Source organism: Nocardia vulneris, assembly GCF_001613425.1.
GTDB classification, from domain to species: Bacteria; Actinomycetota; Actinomycetes; order Mycobacteriales; family Mycobacteriaceae; genus Nocardia; species Nocardia vulneris.
This window is the reverse complement of the sequence record NZ_BDCI01000007.1, coordinates 383770-408458: the sequence shown is the minus strand read 5'-3', so window position 1 is coordinate 408458 and position 24689 is coordinate 383770. Positions and strand designations below refer to the sequence as shown.

The window sequence follows — 24689 nt, the reverse complement described above, 5'->3', positions numbered from 1 at the left end:
CGCGGTTATGGTGGCCGCGTGGAGAATCTCGGGAGCGATGCCGACCAGTTCGCGGCGCTCGTCTTGCAGCAGCTGACCGAAGCCGGTGAGCAAGGGGCGGAGTACGACCCGGAAGAGTTCGTCATTCGCCTGTCGAGCGGATGGGAACTCTTCCTGAGCAACATCTTCCGGGAAGCGCACGACCTGCCCGAGGACGAGCGCGCCACCCGGATCGCCCGCTTCATCGCCACCCCGAAGGACTCCGCGACGATGCCCGGTTGGCCGCAGGTGCGGTCGTTGTTGCTGCCCATCCTCCGCTCGGAAACCTTCGGGATCAGCGCCACCAGCGGCCACGAAACGGGTCCGATCACCCGCCCCGCCTTGCCGTTCCTGAACGAGCTCGTCGCGGTGGACCTGCCGAACTCGCGCTCCATCGTCAACGACGTGACGCTCGCACAATGGGGTGTCGAGGCCGCCGAGGTGTTCACCGCCGCCCGCGAAAACCTCACGGCCAAGGTCGGTTCCGGCGGTTTCCAGGAATCCGGCGTGCTGTTCTTCGGCGACGACGGCGACGGCTACTGCACATCCTGGCCGCTGGTCCCCGGCTGGCTCGCCGGTTCCGGCGACGGCGAGCACCGGCCGATCGCGTTCATGCCCGACGTCGACACCTTGATCATCGCCCCCGACGTCGACGACCTCGGTCCGCTCTACGAATACGTCGAGAAGAAGTACCGCGAGGCGGTCCGCCAGATCTCCCCGCAGGGGTACACGGTCGACGACGACGGCGCCGTGATCCCGCTCGATCAATCACCCCGCCATCAGCACCTGTCGTTCGTCCAGCGTGCTCGCTGCGGTTTGGCGCTGACCGAGTACGAGGCCCAGGGCCGCGTCCTGAACGAGCAGCTCGAGGTGAACCTCGTCCTCGAGACCGGCCACGGCGATATCGAGGGCGCCTATGTCGGTTCCGTCATGTACATCGGCGCCGACAGCGGTCCCTACACCGTCACCATCTGGGGCGAGGGGGTCGACTATTTCCTGCCGGAAGCCGACTACGTGATGTTCTGCGTCGAGGAGAACGGCGAGAAGTCGGTGCTGTTCACCGTCCCGTTCGCCGCGGTGGTCGACATCGTCGGGCTCACCCCGATCCCCGATCTCGCGCCGCGCCGATACGAGATCCGCCACTGGCCCGATGCCGAGGTCCGGGCCCGGCTGGCGGCCGCCGCGGTCGAGTTGTGAGCGGGCCGGGCTAGTCCCGGTCCCGCGTCAGCTCGGTGTAGACGCGTAACCCCTCGGCGATCTTTCCCGCCGCGTGCTCCAGCTGCTCGGGCGGGAGGTACTTACCGAAGGCCGCCGCGTCCAGCAGCTGTTCCCGAACCTGTTCGAGGTTGATCCTGGCTCGGTCCCGGCGCGAAAGTTGAGGCACGGCCCAGACCCTACCTCGAGTCGAACTCATGTTCGAGAGGTCGAGCGGGCGGAAATCAGCGGGTGGTGACCTCGTGCCACATGTCCGCGTCGCTGCGCCGGCGCAACTTCGAGATACCGACGAGAACAGCGACCACAGCACCCACGACGACCAGAATCTTCATACCTCCCACCCTACTGGTTGGTTCCGGCGGACGACCAGGTCCCGGCGCGGCGGCTACGCCGATTTCCGTTCCGCCGGAACGATCTTGGCGCAGGCCGTGCCCCGCGATCGGGACCGCGTGAGTCGGCTCCGCGCCGTCCAAGCAGGGCTCGCCGACGGTCGTCGGCATGCCGGTCAGGCGGCGAAGACCGCCCGGACGACCGACTCGTCGCCGTCGACCTCGACCAGCCCGAGGGCGCGCGCATCGTCCAGGGTGAGCGCGCCCGCGGCCAGGCCGAGCACACCCGCCGGATCGGCACGGACCGTCGCGTCGAGCTCGCCGCCGTCATGCGGCCCGATCTCGAAGCCTGTCCCTGCCGCCCGGAGCCGGAAGAGCTCGCCGCCGATCTCGAGACCGATCGTCGCGGCGTGACCGTGCTCGACCCGAGTGGCCAGCAGGGCCGGGACGGCGAGGGCGAGCCACTCGGGACGGAAGGCGTCACCCTCGGCCCCGCGCACCATCAACGGGGTGGACCAGCGGATCAGCCCCTCGATCGGCTCCCGCAACTCGGCGCCCCACGGCGTGAGGGCGTACTCGACCACGTTGCTCGCTCCGGCCAGTCGCCGCTCGAGCACACCCGCGGTTTCGAGGTCGCGCAGCCGGTCGGCGAGCAGGTTGGTCGCGATGCCGGGCAGTCCGTCGATCAGGTCCCGATAGCGCGCGGGGCCGAGGAGGAGCTGGCGCACGATGAGCAGATTCCACCGATCGCCGACCACCTCCAGCGATCGGGCGAGCCCGCAATACTGGCCGTAACTACGCATCCTGTCCTCTACTTGACTTTATAAAGTGTACTTGAAATGCTCAAGCTTATCGCAGGGCCGAGCCGAGAGGGGGCCGCCATGGCCGAGATCACCGAGAATGCGCGACCGGCATGGGTCGACGACAGCCTGTTCCCGTTCGAGAGCCGTTTCGTCCAGATCGACGGGCACACCGTGCACTACGTCGACGAGGGGTCGGGCTCCACTCTGCTACTCCTGCACGGCAATCCGACCTGGTCGTTTCTCTGGCGCGAGGTGATCCGTGCTCTGCGCGCCGACTTCCGGTGCATCGCCCTCGACTATCCGGGCTTCGGATTGTCCACGCCGAAGCCCGGTTACGGCTTCCTGCCCGAGGAACACGCCGAAGTGGTCACCGCGTTCGTGGACGCGCTCGACCTCGACGGCGTCACCCTGGTCGGGCAGGACTGGGGTGGGCTGATCGGCCTGGCCGCAGTGCAGCGGCGGCCGGGCGTCTTCGATCGGCTGGTGCTCGCCAACACCTGGGCTTGGCCCGTCAACGGCGTCTTCCACTTCGAGTACTTCTCCCGCATCTTCGGCGGACCCCCGGGCCGCTTCCTGGCTCGGCACCTGAACTTCGTCGTCAACGTGTTCGTTCCCCTGGGCCACAAGCGGCGCAAGCCGACAGCCGCCGAGATGGCCCACTACCGCTGGCCGATGAACACTCCGGAGCGCCGCAAGGCCACCGCGGTCTTCCCGCGCAGCGTCCTGTCCAGCCGCGCCTTCTTCGCCGAACTGGCAGCGGGTCACGCGAACATCGCCCACCTGCCCACCCTGATCGTCTGGGGCGACGCCGACATCGCCTTCCGCCCCCAGGAACGCGAACGCCTGGAAGCCACCTTCCCCGACCACACCACCGTCATCGTCAAAGGCGCCGGCACCTACGTAGAGTCCGACGCCCCCGAAGAGTTCCTCACCGCCTTCCGCAACTGGACCGCGACAACCCCCTGATTCCCCTGAGCCAGCACAGTTTTCGAAAGCCGACCGGCACCCGTTTCAAGTCGCCACGCCTGCATGTCGCCACGCTCGAGGACACCGAACTCCCGGTGGCGACCTAGCGGCATCATTCGCCGACCGCGTCGACACCTTTGACCAAACACGGCGGACCACCGACACGATCCCGAGTCCGCAACGACGACGCTGTCATCAACCGCCGGCAGAGCAAGCACCGTCGGACCTCGGCACCCGAAGCCCGAAGGGCGAGCCCTCCCGGTGCAAACCTGGGAGGGGGTCCGGGGGCGAAGCCCGCCGGGCAGGGCGTGGGGCTGCGCCCCCACAAAACACGCGGAACGAGAACGGCCCACGCTCTGTGTGAGCATGGGCCGCCTACGAGTGGAGCCTAGGGGAATCGAACCCCTAACCCCTGCCTTGCAAAGGCAGTGCTCTGCCAATTGAGCTAAGGCCCCGGATGTCCGCTACCGCGATGTGCAGTGTTCGACTCGGCAACGGTACCTTCCCGCTGTCGGCACGGTCAAAACAGACGGTCGGGGTCGGCAAGCCGCAGTTGCCATTCGAACGCAACCACATGTCGGGGGTCCGGGGGCGAAGCCCGCCGGGCGGGGCGTGGGGGTTGCACCCCCACAAAACACTCCGAAACGAACAATGGCTCATGCTCTTCGTGAGCATGAGCCAGACGTGAGTGAAGGGTGGGCCTAGGAGGACTTGAACCTCCGACCTCTTCGTTATCAGCGAAGCGCTCTAACCGCCTGAGCTATAGGCCCTTATGTTGTTGCAGCGCGTAGTTCGCGACAACGTGTAGAGAGTACACAACACCGGCCATGCCATCCAAAACGGCTGGTAGAAGCTCCGCGCAGGGCAGATCGGCATGACCACCGACGGAAACGGCCGGTGCTGCCCGGAGTGGGCGGCACCGGCCGTCTGGCAGGACCGGTTCCTAGTCGGGGTCGGCCAGGGTTACCTGGATGCCGCCGACGAGATCACAGCACTGGTTGTAGATGAACGTGCCCACGGTGCCGAGTGCGGTGAACAGCACGACGTTGATCAGGCCGATGACGCCGGCGTAGCCGAAGACCGTGCCCGCGTCGATGAGGCCGACCGATCCGCTGTCCTGGGACACCATGTCTGTGAAGGTGTTGTTCAGCCGCTCCCACACGCCCATGCCCTCGAGCACGATGTAGAGCAGGCCGACCGCGAGCATCCACACGAAGAACATGGCGACGCTGATGACGAGCGAGATCTTCAGCGTGGACCACGGGTCGATGCGCCGGATCTGCACGGTGGCGCGCAGCGGTTCGCCGGTGGCGACGGCGGCGGCGACCGCGACGGGCACCGCGGGCGAGATCGGGGTCTGCGGGCCGGTGGTCTCGGGCGCCGACGGCGGCAGCGGGTGCCGGATCTCGGACAGGTCGGGCATGTCCTTGATCAGTTCGGGGCGCGCGATGCTGCGGGTGGGTCCGTCGATGCCGACGGACTTCACCATCGCCGCTTCCTTGCGGGCCGCCTTGGCGGCGAGGTCCGCGGTGGTGCGCGCGTTGGTGACGCCACCGCCGAGACCGCCACCGCCGCCGGAGCCGCTCGGGCGTCCGGTCACCGGTGCCTGGCCGGGCCGGTACAGGTTGGACTGCGGCTCCCGCTGCGGAAGTTGCGACCACCCTTCCTGGAACGACGATTGGCCACCGCCGTTGCCGCCGGACTGATCCCCGGACTCGGGTGCACCGGACTCAGAGTTGTTCATGCGGACAGTCTGGTCGAACGCTTCTTGGCCGCCTTGACCGGGCACCTGCTCGGGGCCGGACTGCTTGTTCGCGAAATCGCCTTGCTGGTCGTGCATTTCGCGGGGCGGTCCACCCTGCGGACCGCCTCCCGACGGCCCGCCACCCTGCTGACCACCGGCTTGCGGACCACCCGGCCGCGCACCACCCGGCTGACCACCGTGCGGTTGCCCGCCCTGCTGGCCGCCCGGCGACTGCGCACCACCCGGTTGGCCGCCGTTCGGCGGGCCGCCATTCGGCTGCCCGCCGCCCTGCTGCCCGTTCTCTGCCGAGGAGACCGGCCGGGGGATCGGCCGCGGCGGAATCGGTGACGGTGCGATCCGCTCGGTCACACCGTTCGTCTGGTGCCGCTCGTCATTCGGCTGATTCGGAGTGGTCAATGGGAATCCTTAGATCCGTTCGTTGCCGCCGCTGTTGGTTTACTCAGAAGAACCGGTGTCGCTGTCGCCGCCGGCGTGCAGATCGGGATCGGGCTCGTCGGCATTGCGCGCGATAGCAAGCAACGTATCGCCCTCGCCGAGGTTCATCAATCGCACGCCCTTGGTCTGTCGTCCAGCCTTACGAACCTGCTTGGCCACTGTCCGGATGACACCACCACCGGAAGTGATCGCGTACAACTCATCCTCGTCCTCGACGATGAGCGCACCGACCAGGGTGCCACGCTTGGGGTCGTATTGGACGGTCAATACACCTTTACCGCCGCGACCCTGCGCGGTGTACTCCTCGATCGCAGTCCGCTTAGCGTAACCGCCCGCGGTCGCGACCAGCAGGTATGTCTCCGGCCGCACCACGTTCAGCGACAAGAGTTCATCCGAGGCGTTGAACCGCATGCCCTGCACGCCGGAGGTGGCCCGGCCCATCGGGCGCAGCGCCTCGTCGGTCGCGGAGAACCGGATCGACTGGCCGAGCGCCGAGACCAGCAGCAGGTCGTCGTCGGCCGAGCAGAGCACGGCGCCGACCAGTTCGTCTTCGTCGCGCAGGTTCACCGCGACGATGCCGCCACTGCGGTTGGAATCGAAGTCCGACAGCTTCGACTTCTTCACGAGGCCATTCTTGGTGGCGAGCACCAGGTACGGAGCGACTTCGTAGTTTTTGATCTGGATGATCTGGGCGATCTTCTCGTCCGGCTGGAAGGCGAGCAGGTTCGCCACGTGCTGGCCGCGCGCGGTGCGGTTGGCCTCGGGCAGCTCGTAGGCCTTGGCGCGGTAGACCCGGCCCTTGTTGGTGAAGAACAGCAGCCAGTCGTGGGTCGAGGAGATGAAGAAGTGCTTGACCAGGTCGTCCTGCTTGAGCCCGGCGCCCTGCACGCCCTTGCCGCCGCGCTTCTGGCTGCGGTAGAGGTCGGTCTTGGTGCGCTTGGCGTAGCCGGTCTCGGTGATCGTGACGACCACGTCCTCGCGGGCGATCAGGTCCTCGTCGGCGACGTCGCCGTCGGCCGCGATGATCCGGGTGCGCCGATCGTCGCCGTACTTCTCGACGATCTCGGCCAGCTCGTCGCGCACGATCGCGCGCTGCCGTTCTTCCTTGGCGAGGATGTCCTTCAAGTCGGCGATCTCGAGCTCGATCTTGGCCAACTCGTCGATGATCTTCTGCCGCTCCAACGCCGAGAGTCGGCGCAGCTGCATGTCGAGGATCGCGGTGGCCTGGATCTCGTCGATGTCGAGCAACTGCATCAGGCCGGTGCGCGCGGTGTCGGTGTTGGCCGAACGCCGGATCAGGGCGATGACCTCGTCGAGCGCGTCGAGCGCCTTGACCAGGCCGCGCAGGATGTGGGCCCGCTCCTCGGCCTTGCGCAGCAAGTACTTGGTGCGCCGGACGATGACGTCCAACTGGTGCTTGACGTACAGCCGGATCATCTGGTCGAGCCGCAGCGTGCGCGGCACCCCGTCGACGATCGAGAGCATGTTGCAGCCGAAGCTGGTCTGCAGCTGGGTGTGCTTGTACAGGTTGTTCAGCACGACCTTGGCGACCGCGTCGCGCTTGACCGTGACCACGATCCGCATGCCCGCCCGGTCGGAGGACTCGTCGTGGATATCGGAGATGCCCGCGATCTTGCCGTCGCGCACCTGCTCGGCGATCGAGTTGATGAAGTTGTCCGTGTTGACCTGGTACGGCAACTCGGTGATGACCAGCGTGGTCCGGCCCTTGTTGTCTTCCTCGATCTCGACCACACCGCGCATCCGGACCGAGCCACGGCCGGTGGTGTAGGCGTCGTGGATGCCCTGGCTACCGACGATGAGTCCGTAGGTGGGGAAGTCCGGACCCTTCACCCGCTCCATGCAGGCGGCCAGCGTCGACTCTTCGTCGGCGTCGTGGTTGTCCAGCGCCCAGTAGATCGCCTCGGCCAGTTCGGTGAGGTTGTGCGGCGGAATGTTGGTCGCCATGCCGACCGCGATGCCGTTGCTGCCGTTCATCAGCAGCGCGGGCACCCGGCTCGGCAGCACGGTCGGCTCCTGCGAGCGACCGTCGTAGTTCGGGATGAAATCGACCGTCTCGTGGTCGATTTCGCGCAGCATCTCCATCGCGAGCGGGGTCAGCCGGCACTCGGTGTAACGCATGGCGGCCGCGCCGTCGTTACCGCGCGAGCCGAAGTTGCCCTGGCCGTCGACCAGCGGGTAGCGCAGCGACCACGGCTGCGCCATGCGCACGAGGGTGTCGTAGATCGACGCGTCACCGTGCGGGTGGTAGTTACCCATGGTTTCGGCGACCGGGCGCGCGGACTTCACGTAACCGCGGTCGGGCCGATAGCCGTTGTCGTACATCGCGTACAGCACCCGCCGGTGCACCGGCTTCAGGCCGTCGCGCACCTCGGGCAGCGCACGGCCGACGATCACGCTCATCGCGTAATCGATGTAGCTGTTCTGCATTTCCTGCTGGATGTCGACCGGGTCGATCCGGTCGCCGCCGGTGCCTCCGAACGGAGGCAGCGTCGTGTCGGTCATCAAGTCTCCTTAGCGGGCGGTGCGGTTGCGGTGCCGCGCGGGCGCGAACCCGGCGGGCGAGCGCACCGGCTTATACGTCGAGGAAGCGAACGTCCTTGGCATTACGGGTGATGAAGCTGCGGCGAGCCTCCACGTCCTCGCCCATCAGCACGCTGAACAGCTCGTCGGCCGCGGCCGCGTCGTCCAGGGTGACCAGCTTGAGCACGCGCACCGACGGGTCCATGGTGGTTTCCCACAGCTCCTTGGCGTTCATCTCGCCCAGACCCTTGTAGCGCTGCACGCCGTCGTCCTTGTTGATCTTCTTGCCCGCCGCGAGGCCCGCCTCGAGCAGACCGTCGCGTTCCCGGTCGGAATAGGCGAACTCGGGATCGGCACGCTGCCACTTGAGTTTGTACAGCGGCGGCTGGGCCAGATACACGTGCCCCTGCTCGACCAGCGGACGCATGAACCGGAACAGCAGCGTGAGCAGCAGCGTCGCGATGTGCTGGCCGTCGACGTCGGCGTCGGCCATCAGCACGATCTTGTGATACCGCAGCTTGGCGATGTCGAACTCGTCGTGGATGCCGGTGCCGAAGGCGGTGATGATCGACTGGACCTCGTTGTTCTTGAGGACTCGGTCGATCCGCGCCTTCTCGACGTTGATGATCTTTCCGCGCAGCGGCAGGATCGCCTGGTACATCGAGTCGCGGCCGGATTTGGCCGAGCCACCGGCGGAGTCACCCTCGACGATGTAGATCTCGGACTTGCTCGGATCCTTGGACCGGCAGTCGGCCAGCTTGCCCGGCAGGCCGCCGAGATCGGTGGCGGACTTGCGGCGCACCAACTCTCGCGCCTTCCGCGCGGCGACCCGGGCCTGCGCGGAGGAGACCGCCTTGTTCACGATGGTCTTCGCGTCGGCCGGGTTGGCCTCGAACCAGTGCGTGAGGTGCTCGTTGCACGCCTTCTGCACGAACGACTTGACCTCGGTGTTGCCCAGCTTGGTCTTGGTCTGACCCTCGAACTGCGGCTCGGAGACCTTCACGCTGACGATCGCGGCCAGACCCTCGCGGATGTCGTCGCCGGTGAGGTTGCCGTCCTTCTCCTTGATCAGCTTCTTGTCTTTGGCGTACTTGTTGACCACCGTGGTCAGCGCCGCGCGGAAGCCTTCCTCGTGGGTGCCGCCCTCGTGGGTGTTGATGGTGTTCGCGAAGGTGTGCACCGACTCCGAATAGCCGGAGTTCCACTGCATGGCGACCTCGAGCTCATGGCCGGTGCCCTTGCCGGTGAACCCGACGACGGAGTTGTGGATCGGCTGCTTGGTGCGGTTGATGTGGCGGACGAAGTCCTCCAGACCACCCGGGTAGTGGTAGGTCCGCGTCTTGACCTTGTGCTCGACCGGCGCCGCCGCGGCGTCGACCTCGGCATGCTTGGGCGCCTCCGCGGTCTCGCTGACCACGTCGTCGGTGATCTCGGACTCGCTGACCCGCTCGTCGGTGAGGGTGATGGTGAGTCCCTTGTTCAGGAACGCCATCTCCTGCAGGCGGCGCGCGACCGTCTCGAAGTTGTAGGTCGTGGTCTCGAAGATCTCCGGGTCGGCCCAGAATCGGATCGTGGTACCGGTCTGCTTGGACGCCTCGCCCTGCACCAGCTTGCCGGGGATCGAGTCCTTGTACGACTGGCTCCAGTGGTAACCGTCGCGGTCGATCTCCGCCTCCAGCCGGGAGGACAGCGCGTTCACCACGGAGATACCGACGCCGTGCAGACCGCCGGACACCGCGTAGGAGTCGGAGTCGAACTTGCCGCCGGCGTGCAGCTGGGTCATGACCACTTCGATGGTCGGGACGCCCTGGGCGTGCATCGCCACCGGGATACCGCGGCCGTCGTCGACCACCTCGACGCCGCCATCGGCGAGCAGGGTCACCTCGACCTTGGACGCGTACCCGGCCATCGCCTCGTCGACCGAGTTGTCGACGACCTCCCAGATCAGGTGGTGCAGACCACGCTCACCGGTGGAACCGATGTACATGCCGGGACGCTTGCGGACCGCCTCGAGACCTTCGAGGACCGTGATGGACGAGGCGCCGTAATCCGCCTTGCCCGAGTTAGCGTTGGTCGAGCCCGATGCGTTGGAGTCGTTGGCAGCCACTGGTCGGTAGCTCTCCTTACTTGCTGATCCTCCTGGCGAGGCACTGCACAGCACACGATGGTCCCTGCTCATTCCACTGGGGAAATGCGGGGCCACGCGAGCTGTACGGAACGCGCCGAAGGTGATCGCCGCTAGTTACGTCACCATCCTACTGGTACAGCCAACCTACAACGCACCTACGACACCCCTGACAGCTCCGTGAATGCGAGAAATCGGACCGCCGCGAGTCTGTTCCGCCTTTTAACGCTTTCGCTCGACTCTGGGAGCAATCGGGCGGTGCTCGCCCGGTACTCGCCGAACCGCCCGGGACCCCGCCTCGGCACGCCGCCGGTTTCCGGGTCGGCGACGGTAGCCGACGGGTTACCGGCTCGGACCACGATGCTGCGGAAACCCCCGTCGGAAACCCGTGAGCGGGCACGACAGGTAAAGCCTAGTCCGTACCGCCCGCCGTTCGCCGGACTCGGCCAACTTCCGTCACATTGACGAAACCGGTTGTCCCGGCGCGCGATCCAGCACCGTTTCACGTGGAACGCGGCAGGCTATCCGTAGGTGTCGCGCGGGCCCCGGCCCTTGATATGGCGCTCCCCCTTGCGCCAACTCGGCGCCGCGGGGCCGGTGATCTTCAGTGAGGTCACCACGCCGGGACCGACCGCGGCATTGATCTTCGCCAGGATCTGGCTCTGCAACATGCGCAACTGCGTCGCCCAGGCGGTCGATTCGGCGGCGATGCTCAGCACGTTGTCTTTCAGGGTGATCGGCGTGGCGTGCGCGGCGATGTCCTCGCCGACCACCCCCGCCCAGCGCCCGAACACCATGCCCTCGGCGACCTTGGCCGACCAGCCGCGGCTCTTGGCCAGCGCGCCGGTCAGCGCCGCGAAGGTCTGCGGATCACGCTGATCCGGTCCCGCGCCCGACCAGCCGGACCGGCGCCGGGTGCCGGCCCGCAGGCGCCGCTGCGGCGAGGAACGCCCCTGCCCGACGGATTTGCCGCTCGCCTTCGCGGCCGCGCGGGCCTCCTCGAGCGCGCGCCTGGCCAGGTCGATACCGCGTAGCTCCGGCTCTGAACCCGCCGGTTCGGCGCCCGGTTGCTGCTGATCGGTCACCAAGGCTCCTCACGCTCTCGTCGGTCACGGCCTGAGTCACTCTACGACAGGGCACCGACGCAGACCGTGCGGCGAACAACGTCGAACGAACGCGGACGGTCCGGTCGGCGAGTTCTCCACAGGAACCTGTTGATAACCGCAAAACCTGTGCAGAAATTCGAATGTGTTTGCCTATTGCGCGCCTGCCGGGACACGAAAATGCTTGTCACTGCGGGGGTGTGGCCGGTTCGCCGATCTGTGAGGTGCGCCCGTCCGGTCCGCCGTTCGTCTCCACCCGCAGCGGCACCGCGGCCAGCTCGGCCGGCACATCCTCCGGCACCGCGGCCGTGATCAGCACCTGCTCCGCCCCGGCCGCGACGGCGGCGAGCGCGGTACGCCGACGCCGGTCGAGCTCGGCGAACACGTCGTCGAGCAGCAGCACCGGCTCGGATCCGTTGGCGCGCAACAGCTCGAACGCGGCGAGCCGCAGCGCCAGCGCGTAGGACCAGGATTCCCCGTGGCTGGCGAACCCCTTGGCCGGCGCGCTGCCGAGATTCAGGTCGAGTTCGTCGCGATGCGGACCGACCAGGCACACACCACGTTCCAGCTCCCGGGGCCGGGCCGCCGCGAGCTCACGCAACATCACCGCCTCCAGCGCTTCGGTGTCGTCGGGCTGGGGTTCCCTTGCGGGATCGAGGAATTCGGGCGGCAAGCTGGCGCTGCGGTAACCGATTGTGGCGGGCCGGGATTCGGGCGCGATCGAGGCGTACGACGTGGCGAGGTACGGATACAGCTCGTGCACCAGCTGCAGCCGGTGCGCCAGCAGCACCGACGCGTGGGTGGCCAGGTGCCCGTCCCACACGTCCAGGGTGCTCAGATCCGCCTTCGACCTGGCTTGGCGCCCAGCGGATTTCAACAGTGCGGACCGTTGCCGCAGCACGCGGTCGTAATCGCTGCGCACCGCGGCCAGCCTGGGCAGGCGGGTGGTGCACAACTCGTCCATGAACCGGCGGCGCTCGCCCGGGTCACCCCGGACCAGGGCGAGGTCCTCGGGCGCGAACAGCACGGTCTGCAGGATGCCGAGGATCTCGCGAGTCCGCCGGACCGGTGATCGGTTGATCTGGGCGCGATTGGCGGTGCCCTGGTTCAGCTCGACGTCGATGCGCAGTTCCCGGCCGGTGTTGACGACGGAGGCGCCGATCCGGGCCCGTTCGGTGCCGATCCGGATCAGCGGCGCGTCGGCGGCGACCCGATGCGACCCGAGGGTGGCCAGGTAGCCGAGCGCCTCGATCAGGTTCGTCTTACCGTTGCCGTTCGATCCCAAGAAAACCGTTCGGCCTGGGGATAATTCGAGTTCTGCATGATGCCAGGAACGGAAGTCACGCAGGGACAGCGTTCGAACGAACATCCGCTATCTGGCTCCTGCCTGCACGAGTTCGGCAGATTCGACCTGCGCGACCCGCATCGGCGCAGGTGCCGAGGTGTTTGCTGGCCATCCACAGCGCAGCACGAACCTGTGGATGAATTGTGTCCTCGCCCACCCGCGGGCCGGCGAATCCCGCAGTCGCGCTATCGGTTCGACGGTGCCTGGGGATGGCTGCGGACGACCGCAGCCGCCGAGGGCCGACCGCCGATGCCGCCGACGGAACTGGCGAGCACAGACGGCCGAACCCGGTTCCCGATCACGCACCTGTGCTCAGCCCGGCAGCCGGACCGGCATCAACAGGTAGATGTACGGGCTGTCCAGCGCCGCGAACGCACCCGAATCGAGAGCCTGCGGCTCCTCCTCGGAGGCGGGCAGCAGCACGGCAGGACGGCTGGGTGTGGTGAAGCCGAACGTCACCCGGTCGGCGTGCAACGCGGACAGGCCGTCGATGAGGTAGCCCGGGTTGAACGCGATGGTCAGGGATTCGCCGCGGAAATCGGCCTCCAGCCATTCCTCGGCACGGCCCGCGTCGTCGCCACCGGCGGACAGTTGCAGCCCCTCGGTGGAGAACTCCAGCCGCACCTGCGCGCCCCGCTCGGCGACCAGGGCGACACGCTTGATCGCCTCGGTCAGCACCGACACCTGGAGCGTGGCGATGGAGGTGTGTTCCTTCGGCAGCAGCTGACGGAACTTGGGGAACTCCGCGTCGAGCAGCCGGGTGGTGGTGCGGCGGCCCGCGTTCACGATGCCGAGCAGCCCGTCCGAGCCCGCGCCGGTGCCCAGCGACAGCTGCACCGGGGCATCGGAGGCGCCGAGGGTCTTGGCGGCCTCGGACAGCGTCCTGGCCGGGATGAGCACCGCGGTCTCGATATCGGCGTTGGCGGGCTTCCACTCGATGTGGCGCACCGCGAGCCGGAAGCGGTCGGTGGCCGCGAGCACCACCTTGTCGCCCTCGATCTCGACGCGGATGCCGGTGAGCATGGGCAGCGTGTCGTCGCGGCCCGCGGCGACGGCGACCTGGCCGACCGCGCTCGCGAAGACATCCACACCGAGTTCACCGGTCTGCTGCGGGACCTCGGGAAGCTGGGGATAGTCCTCGACCGGCATGGTCGGCAGCGAGAACTTCGCGCTGCCACAGGAGATCAGCACCCGGGTGCCGTCGACGGACACGTCGACCGGCTTGTTCGACAACGCCTTGGTGATGTCGGCGAGCAGCCGGCCGGACACCAGGACCTCGCCGGGACCGGCGACCTCGGCCGCGACGCGCATCTGCGCAGAGACCTCGTAGTCGAAGCCGGAGACGGTGAGCCCGCTGTCGTCGGCGACGAGCAGCACGCCGCCGAGCACCGGGACCGGAGGCCGGGACGGGAGGCTACGTGCCACCCAGGCAACGGATTCCGCGAAGTCCTCACGGGCGACCCGAAACTTCATGCTTGCAAGCTCCATCGCCCGATCAGTCCTCTCCCAGTTCCGTGAGCTGTTGTGCAGTGGCCGGACATTGGTCCCTCCAAGCCTTTCGGCTCGATCAGCGTTTGGTTCGCGAAGGGTGCTGGATCGGCCGCCATCAAAAGTGTGGCACAGGCGACCGACACCAAACCGTACCCGCGACTGCGCCCGTGGCCTAGTCCGACCCTCCGGGGGTCTGTGCGCTGTGTGCCGAGAACTTGTCGGTGGGTGCGAGTAGGAACTGTCGCGAAGGGGGTGTCGCAGATTCGGGCCGGCGGGCGATGCATAGGTGTGGGGCAGGGATGGGTCGACGAGGGATCCACTCCCCTTCTCCTTGCCTGGGGACGGGAGCACTCGCGGACCGCAGCTCCCCAACCGACTTTCCACACAGCCTGTTTTCAAGAGAGTTCTTCTAGAAGAAGAACTGAAGTAGTAGTAGGCACTGTGGAATCTGTGCACTGACGCCGAATCTGCTGGTCAGCGGGCGTGGTGCCATGGGGATGACCGGTGCGTGTCTCGAGGATGAACGAGCGGCGTCTGTGGAGTTCCGAAGTTGTCCCACATTCATCCTCGAGTGCTCCTCGAGTTGTTCCACCGAATTCACCCGGTTGTTCACACATGTGTACCGAGGAGTGGACAACTCGAGGATTCCTCGAGGACTCCACATGGACTCCTCGAGGAATCCACACCCTGATGCGGGTCTCTGGGCAGGTCAGCCCCTGTGCGCAAGATCGGTTGGGGAAACTGTGGATCGAGCCCTGTTAGCGGACGCCGCGACACCCATCCCCACACCTGTTAGCCGATCGGTGCACAAACCGGTGGATTCCTCGAGGACTCCACAAGGATTCCTCGAGGAATCCACAGGGCAAAAAAGTGCACCGCCCCTGGTCAGAGGCGGTGCACAGGTGTTAGTAAAACTCAGCGAGCCGATCGGCCCGACCGGGCTGTGGATACTTCAGCGGGAGCGCTGTTTGATCCGCGCGGTCAGTTCCTGCACCTGGTCGTAGACGCGGCGCCGCTCGGTCATCTCCTTGCGGACCTTCTTCTCCGCGTACATCACCGTGGTGTGGTCGCGGCCGAACGCCTGACCGATCTTGGGCAGCGAGAGGTCGGTCAGCTCGCGGCACAGGTACATGGCGATCTGGCGCGCCTGCGCGAGCGGACGAGCCTTACCCGGGCCGGTCAGCTCCTCGAGCGTGGTGTTGAAGTACTCGGCGGTGACCGCCATGATCGTGGCCGCGTTGATCTCCAGCGCCGCGGTGTCGGGCATCAGATCGCGCAGCACCACCTCGGCCAGCGGCAGATCCAGCGGCTGTCCGTTGAGCGAGGCGAACGCGGTCACCCGGATGAGCGCGCCCTCCAGCTCACGAATGTTGCGCTCGACCCGGCTGGCGATCAGTTCCAGCACATCGTGCGGCACATCCAGCCGGTCCATCCGGGCCTTCTTGCGCAGGATGGCGATGCGCGTCTCCAGTTCGGGCGGCTGCACATCGGTGATCAGGCCCCATTCGAACCTGGTCCGCAGCCGCTCCTCCAGTGTGGCCAGCTGCTTGGGCGGGCGGTCGGAGGAGACGACGATCTGCTTGTTGGCGTTGTGCAGGGTGTTGAAGGTGTGGAAGAACTCCTCCTGGATGCCTTCCTTGCCCTCGATGAACTGGATGTCGTCGACCAGCAGGATGTCGGTCTCGCGGTAGCGGCGCTTGAACGCCACCTTGCGGTCGTCGCGCAGGCTGTTGATGAAGTCGTTGGTGAACTCTTCGGTCGAGACGTACTTCACCCGCATGCCGGGAAACAGCCGCTGGGCGTAGTGGCCCGCCGCGTGTAGTAGGTGCGTCTTCCCCAAACCCGAAGCGCCCCAAACGAACAGCGGGTTATATGCCCGGGCCGGCGCCTCCGCGATGGCGACCGCGGCGGCGTGCGCGAACCGGTTGGACGCGCCGATGACGAACGTTTCGAAGGTGTACTTCGCGTTGAGGCTGGCCGACGACGTGGCGGGCGCCGAGGTCTCCTGGGATTTGGTGAAGTAGGTCGGCCAGGAGTTACGCACGTTGACCACGGGCTCGTCGTCGTGCTCGGTGCGGGGGTTGTCGGATTCGCGCACCGACTCGTGCGCGGCCGCCAAGCCGGGATCTTCGGCCGGTGCCGCCTCCCGCACCGGCGCGCGCACCGGTCCGCGCATCGTGGCGGGGCCGGGATCGGGGGTGAACAGCGACTCCTGGCCGGGCGGGATGGACTCGCGGCGCGGCGGCAGTCCCGGTTCGCGGCGGGCGGCGGGCGCGGGTTCGCGCCGCGGCGGCAACTCGGTGTGCGCCGGGTAGTCGTCCTGGCCCTGATAGTCGTCGCGGGGATAGTCCGGCCGGTCGTATTCGGCGGCGGGCGGATACTCGGGCGCGTACTCGGTATCGGTGTACTCGGCGCCGCCCGCGTACTCCGGGGCGTAATCGTTCGGCTGGGCGTAGCGCGGGGCCGGGTAGTCGTCGCGTCCCTGGTACTCGGTGCCGGGGTAGCCCGGTTGGGGATGTCCGTTCTCCCGAGGGCCGTTGTCCCTGCGGCCGTTGTCGAGTGGACCGTTGTCGCGGGGACCGTTGTCCCTGGACCGTTCTGGCCGGCTCGTCATCCTGGCGTGCCGGGGGTTGCTGCCCGCGCGGTCGGCGGCCGGGGTGGTCGGCGCGGCGATGCGTACGCCGAGTCCTTCCACCTGCGGGCCGAGTCGCCGGGCCAGCGACCGCAGGATCGGTTCGCGCAGATCGCGTTCGATGGCCTCCTGAGCCAGCGAGGAAGGTACCGAGAGCAGGGCGAAGCCCTGCGCCACCGTCAGCGGCTTGACCAGTTTCAGCCAGGCCTGCTGGGCTCGGGTCACCGGCGGAATGGCGCCGTCCGGTGAGCCGGTGGTCAGCTCGGCAACTACCTCGGGCCACACCGTGGCCAACACGTTCTGCTCGTCGTCCATGCAGTTTCCTCCCCGGAAGTAGGTCGATAGGAGCAGACGGCCGGGGCACGCGGGGAGGTGATGGCGACGACCATGCTCGGGTCGGTACCGTGATCCTGCGTACGTCCGTAACCGGTTCGGACGCTGCCCAGATCCCCATTCCGGGCGGCGGCGTGGCACCGTCGGCCCTACGAATATGCCACTCCAGGGGTCTTTCCACACAATTATCCACAGATGTGGAGAACCCTGGGGAGTTGTGAAATGCGCTTGCGCGGCCGCCCGATAAGGCGTTGACCAGCCCTTCTGTAGCTAACGCTGAGCAACATAGCTGGTGGTCGGGCTCGGGCGTGGCTAGGGGTGTGGACGAACTCACGGTGATACTCACAGGGCTGGGCAGTGATGTGCACAGCGCGCGATCCCGGTCGTGCGGGGTTTGTGCTGGTCGAGTGGACGGCCGCGCAGGGGTGGGCCGAGTTTGACCCGTTCGGAGCCGATCAGTACCCTCGTACAGTCACCCTTTGGTGCGGTGGCGGTCTTGTGCTGACCGCGGGTAGGTCGATATCGACCGACTGTGCGCCAAGACCGACGCGCCGATGATGACCGGACCTGTGATTCATCGCGAATACCTGTATCACCGAAAAAGCTTCGGGTACCGACTGGTGCCCACTGACTCGAGGAGTGTTGACCGTGGCCAAGGGCAAGCGGACGTTCCAGCCGAACAACCGTCGTCGGGCGCGCGTCCACGGCTTCCGTCTCCGGATGCGCACCCGTGCCGGTCGCGCCATCGTTTCGGCGCGCCGCCGCAAGGGCCGCGCCGAACTCACTGCCTGATCCTCGCGCGCGGACGCTCGGGTGTTGCCTGAGCCGTATCGGTTGCATCATCGTGCCGACTTCTCCCGGACGGTGCGCCGCGGCCAGCGAATCGGGAGGCGCGATCTGGTCGTGCATGTCTATACCCACTCCGGCCATTCCCCCGTGCTGACGCACGGGTATGACGGAGTGGTGGACATGAAGGAACGCGATGGTGATCCGGCCGGAGCAGCGATCCGCGTCGGCGGACCACGCTTCGGGTTGATCGTCAGCAAGGCGGTGGGCAACGCGGTGATTCGACACCGCGTCGCCCGCCGCCTGCGTCATATGTGCCACCAGATGATCTCGGAGTTGCCCAGCGACACCGATGTCGTCATCCGTGCCCTGCCCGGCGCGGCGAATGCTTCTTCGGCGGAACTGCTGCGCCAGATGCGCGCCGCGCTGCGCAAACTCGGGGTCGGCACGGTATGAGCCGCACCGCCACGATCGGCCGGCTACCGGCGAACGCGCTGATCTTCCTGATCGAGTTGTATCGGACCTACGTCTCCCCCACCCGCATGCCGGTGTGCCGTTTCACCCCGACCTGCAGCGAGTACGCGGTCACCGCGTTACGGACGCGCGGGCTGTTCATCGGCCTCGGATTGGCGGCCGTGCGACTGGCCAAATGTGCGCCCTGGCACCCTGGTGGGTGGGACCCGGTTCCGGAGCGGAAGCGAAGCACCGTTCGCACCGCACCAGGAACCGAGGCAGCCACCGATCCGGCGTCGCAGGAAACCGACCTGCAGACCGGCCCGGTGTCGGAGCCGAACGCTTGGAAAGGATCACCGCGCGCGGTGATCGGCGATACGAACGACGGGAGTGCATAGAGCCGTGCTCGACTTCATTTATTATCCGGTGTCCTGGATCTTGTGGTTCTGGCATCGGGTTTTCGCGTTGGTGCCCGGTCTCGGTAAAGACAGCGGCATCGCCTGGGCACTGGCCGTCGTGTTCCTCGTGTTCACGCTGCGCGTGCTGCTCTACAAGCCGTTCGTGAAGCAGGTTCGCACCACCAAACAGATGCAGGAACTGCAGCCGCAGATCAAAGAGCTGCAGAAGAAGTACAAGAACGACCGCCAGAAGATGGCCGTCGAGATGCAGAAGCTGCAGAAGGACCATGGCTTCAACCCGCTGATGGGCTGCCTGCCGATCCTGGCCCAGGTGCCGGTGTTCCTCGGCCTGTTCCACGTGCTGCGCTCGTTCAACCGCACCGGTCACGGCTTCGGCCAGCTGGGTATGTCGATCGCGGAGAACGCGAACACGCCGAACTACGTGTTCAATGCCGCCGATGTGCAGTCGTTCCTGAGCGCCCGGATCTTCGGCGCGCCGATCTCGGCCTTCATCACCATCCCGAACACCGAGCTGCAGGCCTTCGCCATCCACGGACTCGGCCTGCCGAGCAAGCTGAACATCGCGCTCGTCGCCATCCCGTTGATGATAATCGCCGGTCTCGCAACGCATTTCAACGCGCGTGCGTCGGTCGCGCGGCAGACGCCGGAGGCGGCGGCGAACCCGCAGGCCGCGATGATGAACAAGCTCGCGCTCTGGGTCTTCCCGCTCGGTGTGCTCGTCGGTGGCCCGTTCCTGCCGATCGCCATCCTCCTGTACTGGGTCTCCAACAACATCTGGACCTACGGGCAGCAGCACCTCGTCTTCGGCCGCATGGAGAAGGAAGAGGAAGAGAAGAAGCTGGCCAAGCTGGAACAGCGGGCACAGAACGCGCCCAAGCCGGGGGCCAAACCGGTCAATGTGAAGAAGAAGTCGAGTCCCGGGGCGGACTCCGTCGAGGATGCTGTCGAGGGTGCGCCGTCGACCAACGGCACCGCGAAGACCCCCAGCAAGGCTGCGGGCCAGCGTCGGCCGGGCGGTCAGAAGCGGCCGGGCAACCGCGGCCGGGCGAACCAGAAGCGCAGACGCTGATCACACTTCGGTGGCCGGGCGGCCACCACGCTGAGCAACCCTTTGATCGCGCACCGTCCGGCGGCGAGCGCCCGGCGAGCGTGATGAGCAGATGAAGGAAACCCAAATGACAGTTGAGACCGACGGAGGGGACGCCACAGTGGCGACGACGATGGTGAACGCCGGAACGGACGCCGACGATGTCGTGAACGACGCGGAGGAAGCCCTCATCGAAGAGGGCGAGATCGCGGGCGACTACCTCGAGCAGTTGCTCGACGTGCTCGACTTCGACGGGGATATCGACCTCGACGTCGAGGGTGACCGTGCCATCGTCAGCATCGACGGCGGCCGCGATCTGTCGAAGCTGGTCGGTCGCAACGGTGAAGTGCTGGACGCGCTCCAGGAGCTGACCCGGCTCGCGGTGCAGCAGGCGACCGGCGTGCGCAGCAGGCTCATGCTGGACGTGGCCGGCTGGCGTGCCAAGCGCCGGGAAGACCTGAGCGCGCTCGGCACCGCCGCCGCGCAGCGCGTGCTGGAATCGGGTGCGCCGGAATCGCTCGCGCCGATGACCCCGTTCGAGCGCAAGATCGTGCACGACGCGGTGGCGGCGATCGACGGCGTCGAGAGCGAGAGCGAAGGCGTCGAGCCGAACCGGCACGTGGTCGTCGTTCCGTCCTGAGCGAAGTCGTCCGCCGTTAACCGGATACCGTTAGGGGACGGCGTATTTCGTCACTCTGACGGTAGTGGTTGGATGGGGCCTCTGGTCTTCGGATCGGAGGCCTTGTTCGTGTCCGGTCCCTGTTTGTCTCCCCCTCTAGTTCGGAAGGATGTTTCACGTGGAACGAGATCTCGGTGGAACCACCGCGTTGCCTGCCGAACTGGAACCACCCGCGGCCGCCGCGGTCGTGTTCGGCGAGCGACTCGATCTCGCCCGGCAGTATTGCGCGGCCCTCGCCACCGCGGGCGTGGAGCGCGGCCTGATCGGTCCGCGCGAGGTGCCCCGCCTCTGGGATCGGCACATCCTCAACTGCGCGGTGATCGGTGAACTGATCGCCGAAGGCGCGTCCGTGGTGGATATCGGCAGCGGTGCCGGACTGCCCGGCATCCCGCTCGCGATCGCGCGCCCCGACCTGCGCATCACCCTGGTCGAACCGCTGCTGCGGCGCACCATCTTCCTCAGCGAATTCATCGAAGCCGCCGGACTCGACGTCACCGTCGTCCGCGGCCGAGCCGAACAGTCCGGCGTCATGAAAGAAGCCGGCGGCGCCGACGTCGTCACCTCCCGTGCCGTCGCCCCGCTCGCCAAACTCACCCAGTGGTCGTTTCCGCTGCTTCGGGACCACGGCCACATGCTCGCCCTCAAAGGCGTCAGCGCCGCCGAAGAACTCGAGCGCGACGCCGCCGCCCTGGACCGCATCGGCGCCGGCCACACCCAAGTCCTCGCCTGCGGAGCCGGACTCGTCTCCACCCCCACCCTCGTCATCAGTGCCGAACGTCTCCCCCGCGCCGAACGCCGCAGCGAACATGCCGCCGCCCGGAAAGAAGCCCGGGCGGCGAAGCGGGCGGACGGGGTGCGCGGGCGCACGCGTAAGGGGAAGTAGGGGCGGTCGTCGAATCGGCTTGTTGCTACTCGGTCGGCGCCCTGCCCGATGTGTCGGCGACAAGGGCCGAGAGTGGACTCGCACAGGGGGCGGGTGCGGCCTGACCACTGTGTTGCCGGGTTACCGCATCGCCGATGCAGTGGAGCATCGTTTGCGAAGTGTCACGTGACTCTCACCGGTGGTCGAACAGCGTGACCACACTCCGCGGTGCTTCTCGGCCGAAGAAGGTCTCCAGGTTCTGTGCCGAGCGGCCGGCGGCGTCGCCACTACGCGGGAACAGTCGCTCTTCGTAGGCTTTGAGCGCGACCTCGGTGTCGAGTTGCGTAACCAGCTCATTCGCCAGGTCCGCGCCGTCGTACATGGCGAGGTTGGCGCCCACACCCGCGAAGGGCGACATCAGATGCGCGGCGTCGCCGAGGAGCGTCACCCCGGGCACTCGGTCCCAGGTGAGACCGACAGGAAGCGCGTAGATGGGTCGAAGCCACGGGTGCGCGTCGCTCTCGGTGACGAACGCGGTGAGCAGTGGCGACCAGCCATCGAACTCGTCGGCCACCCGGCGGAGACCGACGGACGGGTCACCGAAGTCGATCGACTTCATCCACGCCTCGGGCTTGTTCAGCGCCACATAGCCGCGCACCTGTCCGTCGGCATAGCGATGGGCGATGATGCCTTGGCCCGGCGCGACCGCCATCAGCGTGCCGCTGCCGATCGCGGCCACGCTCTCCCGGCAGTGCTCGTTGTCTGCGGCGAGCGCGATCTCGATGAAGCAGATTCCGCTGTAGCGCGGTTCCGCCGCGGTGAGCAGCGGGCGCACCTTCGACCAGGCGCCGTCCGCGCCGATGACGATGTCGGCGCGCGCGGTGGCACCCGTCGCGAAGGTGAGGTCGTATCCGCCCGCCGGACACTGCCGGACCGAGTCGAGCTTGTGGCCCCACTCGATCGTCCCGGGCGCCAGCGAGTCGATGAACAGTTGCCGGAGTTGGCCACGGTCTACCTCGGGCTGAGCTGTACCGGGATCCGCCGGCTTGTCGAACAGCATCGTGCCGTGCAGATCGACCACCCGCTTGGCGTCCTCACCCGGCCGAACCAGCGTGCGGAACTCGTCGTACAGACCGGCGGCCTCGAGCGCCACCTGTCCGGTGTCCGCATGGATGTCGAGCAGGCCGCCTTGCGCACGACTCTGCGCCGAAGGCTCCGCCTCATAGATCGTCGCGTCGACGCCATGCACCTGCAGCACCCGCGCGAGCGTCAGCCCGCCCAAGCCTGCTCCGACAATGGCGATGGTCTTCCGCATAATGCGCTCCTTCGTCACGCCGACCCGCGTCGGCGATGGTCAGTGCTGGGCGCAGACGGAATGTCCGGCCTCAGCGAGGAGACGCTCAACGACCAGAACCCTCTGCATCGTTGTATGCGCGACGCGCGGCGAAGAACCCGCAGCACATCGTTTTTCGCGACCTTGTCACTATAACTCGGTATCCGGCTCGGCGGCCGGGGGCCAGGCTGCGATGCACCTCACCTCCCCCCGGGGCGTCCTCGATCGCCGGGTTGTTACGTCTGAACTGAAGGCGGGACCGTGGCAGAAGGGGATGTAGGGCATGACGAAGCCCCGCTTCGATCCGGGGCGCGGGCATCGGCGTCGTAGGCCGAGATCGGGTGCACCGCTATCGCCGACAGCGGCTGCTCAATCCTGCTGGGTGCCCGACTTCCCTTTCACCCAACCCGCGCCCGCTGCGGGCTGATCCGTCTCCGGGGTGGATGCTCGGGTGCACACCCGTTGCCCTTCCTCCTCGCTCCGATGGGGAGGCTGATGCGCCCGATTGCCTCGACGAGTTCGACGCGCGTTGTGTGCCGCGGATGTGCTTGCCGGCCGCGTGGACGTGGGGTGCGCGCGGCGAGGGTGCGGGAGAGTCGCGGCAGGCGCGTAGCGCGAGGGCGAGACGGTCGCCCCTGCACGGGTTCTCGTCCGATCGGCAACGTGTCCGCCGTGCGGGGTCGCGTCTGGGGCGGCGGCCGAGTGGATGGATCGGGGTTCCTCAGTAGTGGAGCCGCGTTCGGTCCCATTCATTCCCTGTCCTCCCCGGGTCATTCCCCCGTCCTCCCCCTCTGCTGAAACGTACGCAGGCACGCCGATCCCGGTGGGTGCCAGCGCCGGATGGCAGCGATTAGCGAGTGAAGTGACTCGCAGACTTTCCGCGCGTGGACGCGTGAGATCATCGCCGCCGTCGGCTGGGGTGGGGTCGAGCTGCTTCGCGGCGGGAGGTGGATCTTGGCTCCGCAAGGAAACGAGATCCGCTTCGATGTTCGGTTCCGCGGCGGAGGTTTCACGTGAATCATCGTTGGTTGCTCCCCCGAAGGATGAAGCGATGCCGACACCCAATTACCGGTCCGCGCACCGGTACCCCAGGCGGCCCCTTCGAATGGGACCGGCGGCTGGGAACCGAACGGGAATCCTTGGTGAGTAGATCGTCATGGACGACGAACTTTGGGGGTCGAGGTTCTCCATCGGAGTTCTGCGGGGGTCTGTCGTTAAGTCGAGTTCGTGAACGAGGAGGGTGAGAGATCTACCCGAACGGCGCGGGCGGAGAATCGCGCGAGCTGTGTTCACAGGGGGGACGGGATCGCGTGCACGAAGAGCGCCTTGGCTTGCGTTTCGTGGAAGCTCCGCTCATCCGCCCGGGGGCAAGGTTTCACGTGAATCATTGACGCGGCGCTGTCATCCTCTGGGGCCGAGGAGAGTGGCAACCCCTTCAACTACGGGGCAGAACGAATCCGAACTTCGGGCGCTAGGAATTCATCCCTCCCCGGCCCGGCACTTGTCGATCGCACCCCCATGCCGACATCGGGGCAGGGGCGACGCCATGCAGACGTCGAGGCAGGGCGACCCGCGTGCGGGTGCAAGGAGCGACCAGTCGCGGTTTCACGTGAACCGACACGGAAGACCTTCGCGTCGGCGCGGGCAGAGATCCGATTCCGTCGGAGGGGCGTGGTGTCGATCTGTTTTGCACGGCGGGCATTCGGCGGGCTATGCGGGAGAGACGATGATGACTCGGGACTGAGGACACCTAGGACTTGGCCCGGACGGCGGACGCAGCTTGCGGGTCTGTGCTCCGCGCGATCGGGTACGCGCTTTCCTTCGTCGCGGCCCGGTCCCACGAGACCGCAGCGGTCACTCGCCACCCGCTGATGACCGAGCCGGGGCGGGCACCCACGAGGCTTCGGTTTCACATGAAACATTGTGCTGATGGGCCGCCCGCCAAGATCTGGTATTCGACAGGGCACGC

At 67.0% G+C, this 24689-nt stretch carries 20 protein-coding genes and 2 tRNA genes; 9 read left to right on the top strand and 13 right to left on the bottom strand.

The genetic code is table 11. The features are described 5' to 3' along the window. The first annotated feature begins 18 nt into the window (after positions 1-18). Positions 19-1215 carry a DUF1444 domain-containing protein gene (locus tag NVU01S_RS11120; protein ID WP_043675474.1) on the top strand — a complete coding sequence of 399 codons (1197 nt, stop codon included), beginning with the start codon at positions 19-21 and terminating at the stop codon, positions 1213-1215. A gap of 10 nt (positions 1216-1225) precedes the next feature. On the opposite strand, the gene NVU01S_RS43310 is transcribed toward NVU01S_RS11120, so the two are convergent. From NVU01S_RS43310 to NVU01S_RS11115, 3 genes are all read right to left on the bottom strand, one after another. Continuing rightward, a complete protein-coding gene (locus NVU01S_RS43310) occupies positions 1226-1402 on the bottom strand; it encodes a DUF6374 family protein (protein ID WP_156055146.1) in 177 nt (58 codons plus the stop codon). A 55-nt stretch (positions 1403-1457) separates the two neighbouring features. After that, positions 1458-1565, bottom strand: coding sequence for a DLW-39 family protein (locus NVU01S_RS44575; RefSeq protein WP_014980838.1), 108 nt, complete (start codon positions 1563-1565; stop codon positions 1458-1460). A gap of 173 nt (positions 1566-1738) precedes the next feature. Next, positions 1739-2365, bottom strand: a complete 627-nt coding sequence (locus NVU01S_RS11115; RefSeq protein ID WP_043675471.1) for a winged helix-turn-helix transcriptional regulator — start codon at positions 2363-2365, stop codon at positions 1739-1741. Positions 2366-2443: 78 nt separating this feature from the next. On the opposite strand from NVU01S_RS11115, the gene NVU01S_RS11110 reads away from it, so the two are divergent. Further along, the gene (locus NVU01S_RS11110; protein ID WP_043675469.1) at positions 2444-3331 is read left to right on the top strand and encodes an alpha/beta fold hydrolase; all 888 of its coding nucleotides are present in this window, start codon (positions 2444-2446) and stop codon (positions 3329-3331) included. 382 nt (positions 3332-3713) lie between these two features. On the opposite strand, the gene NVU01S_RS11105 is transcribed toward NVU01S_RS11110, so the two are convergent. The 3 genes from NVU01S_RS11105 to NVU01S_RS11095 all read right to left on the bottom strand — a co-directional run bounded on the left by NVU01S_RS11105 (position 3714) and on the right by NVU01S_RS11095 (position 5075). Continuing rightward, positions 3714-3786: transfer RNA gene (locus NVU01S_RS11105), tRNA-Ala, on the bottom strand. A 241-nt stretch (positions 3787-4027) separates the two neighbouring features. Further along, positions 4028-4101, bottom strand: a tRNA-Ile gene (locus tag NVU01S_RS11100). 173 nt (positions 4102-4274) lie between these two features. After that, positions 4275-5075 carry a DUF3566 domain-containing protein gene (locus NVU01S_RS11095; RefSeq protein ID WP_280433452.1) on the bottom strand — a complete coding sequence of 267 codons (801 nt, stop codon included), beginning with the start codon at positions 5073-5075 and terminating at the stop codon, positions 4275-4277. 24 nt (positions 5076-5099) lie between these two features. Between NVU01S_RS11095 and NVU01S_RS45350 the strand changes: the two genes are divergently transcribed. Further along, positions 5100-5423 carry a hypothetical protein gene (locus NVU01S_RS45350; protein ID WP_307681702.1) on the top strand — a complete coding sequence of 108 codons (324 nt, stop codon included), beginning with the start codon at positions 5100-5102 and terminating at the stop codon, positions 5421-5423. Between the two features lie 108 nt (positions 5424-5531). Here NVU01S_RS45350 and gyrA read toward each other — a convergent pair whose 3' ends face one another. From gyrA to dnaA, 6 genes are all read right to left on the bottom strand, one after another. After that, a complete protein-coding gene (gene gyrA / locus NVU01S_RS11090; RefSeq protein WP_043675464.1) occupies positions 5532-8054 on the bottom strand; it encodes a DNA gyrase subunit A in 2523 nt (840 codons plus the stop codon). Positions 8055-8124: 70 nt separating this feature from the next. Then, entirely contained in the window at positions 8125-10179 is a 2055-nt protein-coding gene (gyrB, locus tag NVU01S_RS11085) for a DNA topoisomerase (ATP-hydrolyzing) subunit B (protein WP_043675459.1), read from the bottom strand. A 539-nt stretch (positions 10180-10718) separates the two neighbouring features. Next, complete coding sequence (locus tag NVU01S_RS11080) at positions 10719-11282, bottom strand: DUF721 family protein (RefSeq protein WP_043675624.1); 564 nt, start codon at positions 11280-11282, stop codon at positions 10719-10721. A 205-nt stretch (positions 11283-11487) separates the two neighbouring features. Further along, on the bottom strand, positions 11488-12669 hold the full coding sequence (recF, locus tag NVU01S_RS11075) for a DNA replication/repair protein RecF (RefSeq protein ID WP_043675456.1): 1182 nt from the start codon (positions 12667-12669) through the stop codon (positions 11488-11490). 288 nt (positions 12670-12957) lie between these two features. Continuing rightward, positions 12958-14133, bottom strand: coding sequence for a DNA polymerase III subunit beta (gene dnaN / locus NVU01S_RS11070; protein WP_029900112.1), 1176 nt, complete (start codon positions 14131-14133; stop codon positions 12958-12960). A 955-nt stretch (positions 14134-15088) separates the two neighbouring features. Next, positions 15089-17083 carry a chromosomal replication initiator protein DnaA gene (dnaA, locus tag NVU01S_RS11065; protein ID WP_063048098.1) on the bottom strand — a complete coding sequence of 665 codons (1995 nt, stop codon included), beginning with the start codon at positions 17081-17083 and terminating at the stop codon, positions 15089-15091. A gap of 666 nt (positions 17084-17749) precedes the next feature. Between dnaA and rpmH the strand changes: the two genes are divergently transcribed. The 6 genes from rpmH to rsmG all read left to right on the top strand — a co-directional run bounded on the left by rpmH (position 17750) and on the right by rsmG (position 21408). Then, positions 17750-17893 (top strand): 50S ribosomal protein L34, encoded by a 144-nt coding sequence (gene rpmH / locus NVU01S_RS11060; protein WP_005516618.1) that lies wholly within the window; start codon positions 17750-17752, stop codon positions 17891-17893. A 21-nt stretch (positions 17894-17914) separates the two neighbouring features. After that, positions 17915-18343 carry a ribonuclease P protein component gene (rnpA, locus tag NVU01S_RS11055; RefSeq protein WP_043676956.1) on the top strand — a complete coding sequence of 143 codons (429 nt, stop codon included), beginning with the start codon at positions 17915-17917 and terminating at the stop codon, positions 18341-18343. Continuing rightward, entirely contained in the window at positions 18340-18738 is a 399-nt protein-coding gene (gene yidD / locus NVU01S_RS11050; RefSeq protein WP_014989222.1) for a membrane protein insertion efficiency factor YidD, read from the top strand. Before rnpA ends, yidD begins: the two co-directional genes overlap by 4 nt. A 4-nt stretch (positions 18739-18742) precedes the next feature. After that, positions 18743-19828, top strand: a complete 1086-nt coding sequence (yidC, locus tag NVU01S_RS11045; protein ID WP_042261869.1) for a membrane protein insertase YidC — start codon at positions 18743-18745, stop codon at positions 19826-19828. A gap of 151 nt (positions 19829-19979) precedes the next feature. Further along, on the top strand, positions 19980-20486 hold the full coding sequence (locus NVU01S_RS11040; RefSeq protein ID WP_086006256.1) for a Jag family protein: 507 nt from the start codon (positions 19980-19982) through the stop codon (positions 20484-20486). Positions 20487-20634: 148 nt separating this feature from the next. After that, positions 20635-21408 (top strand): 16S rRNA (guanine(527)-N(7))-methyltransferase RsmG, encoded by a 774-nt coding sequence (gene rsmG / locus NVU01S_RS11035; RefSeq protein WP_081869205.1) that lies wholly within the window; start codon positions 20635-20637, stop codon positions 21406-21408. 172 nt (positions 21409-21580) lie between these two features. Here the strand turns inward: rsmG and NVU01S_RS11030 are convergent, their stop codons facing one another. After that, complete coding sequence (locus NVU01S_RS11030; protein WP_043676959.1) at positions 21581-22702, bottom strand: FAD-dependent oxidoreductase; 1122 nt, start codon at positions 22700-22702, stop codon at positions 21581-21583. Between the last annotated feature and the right edge of the window lie 1987 nt (positions 22703-24689).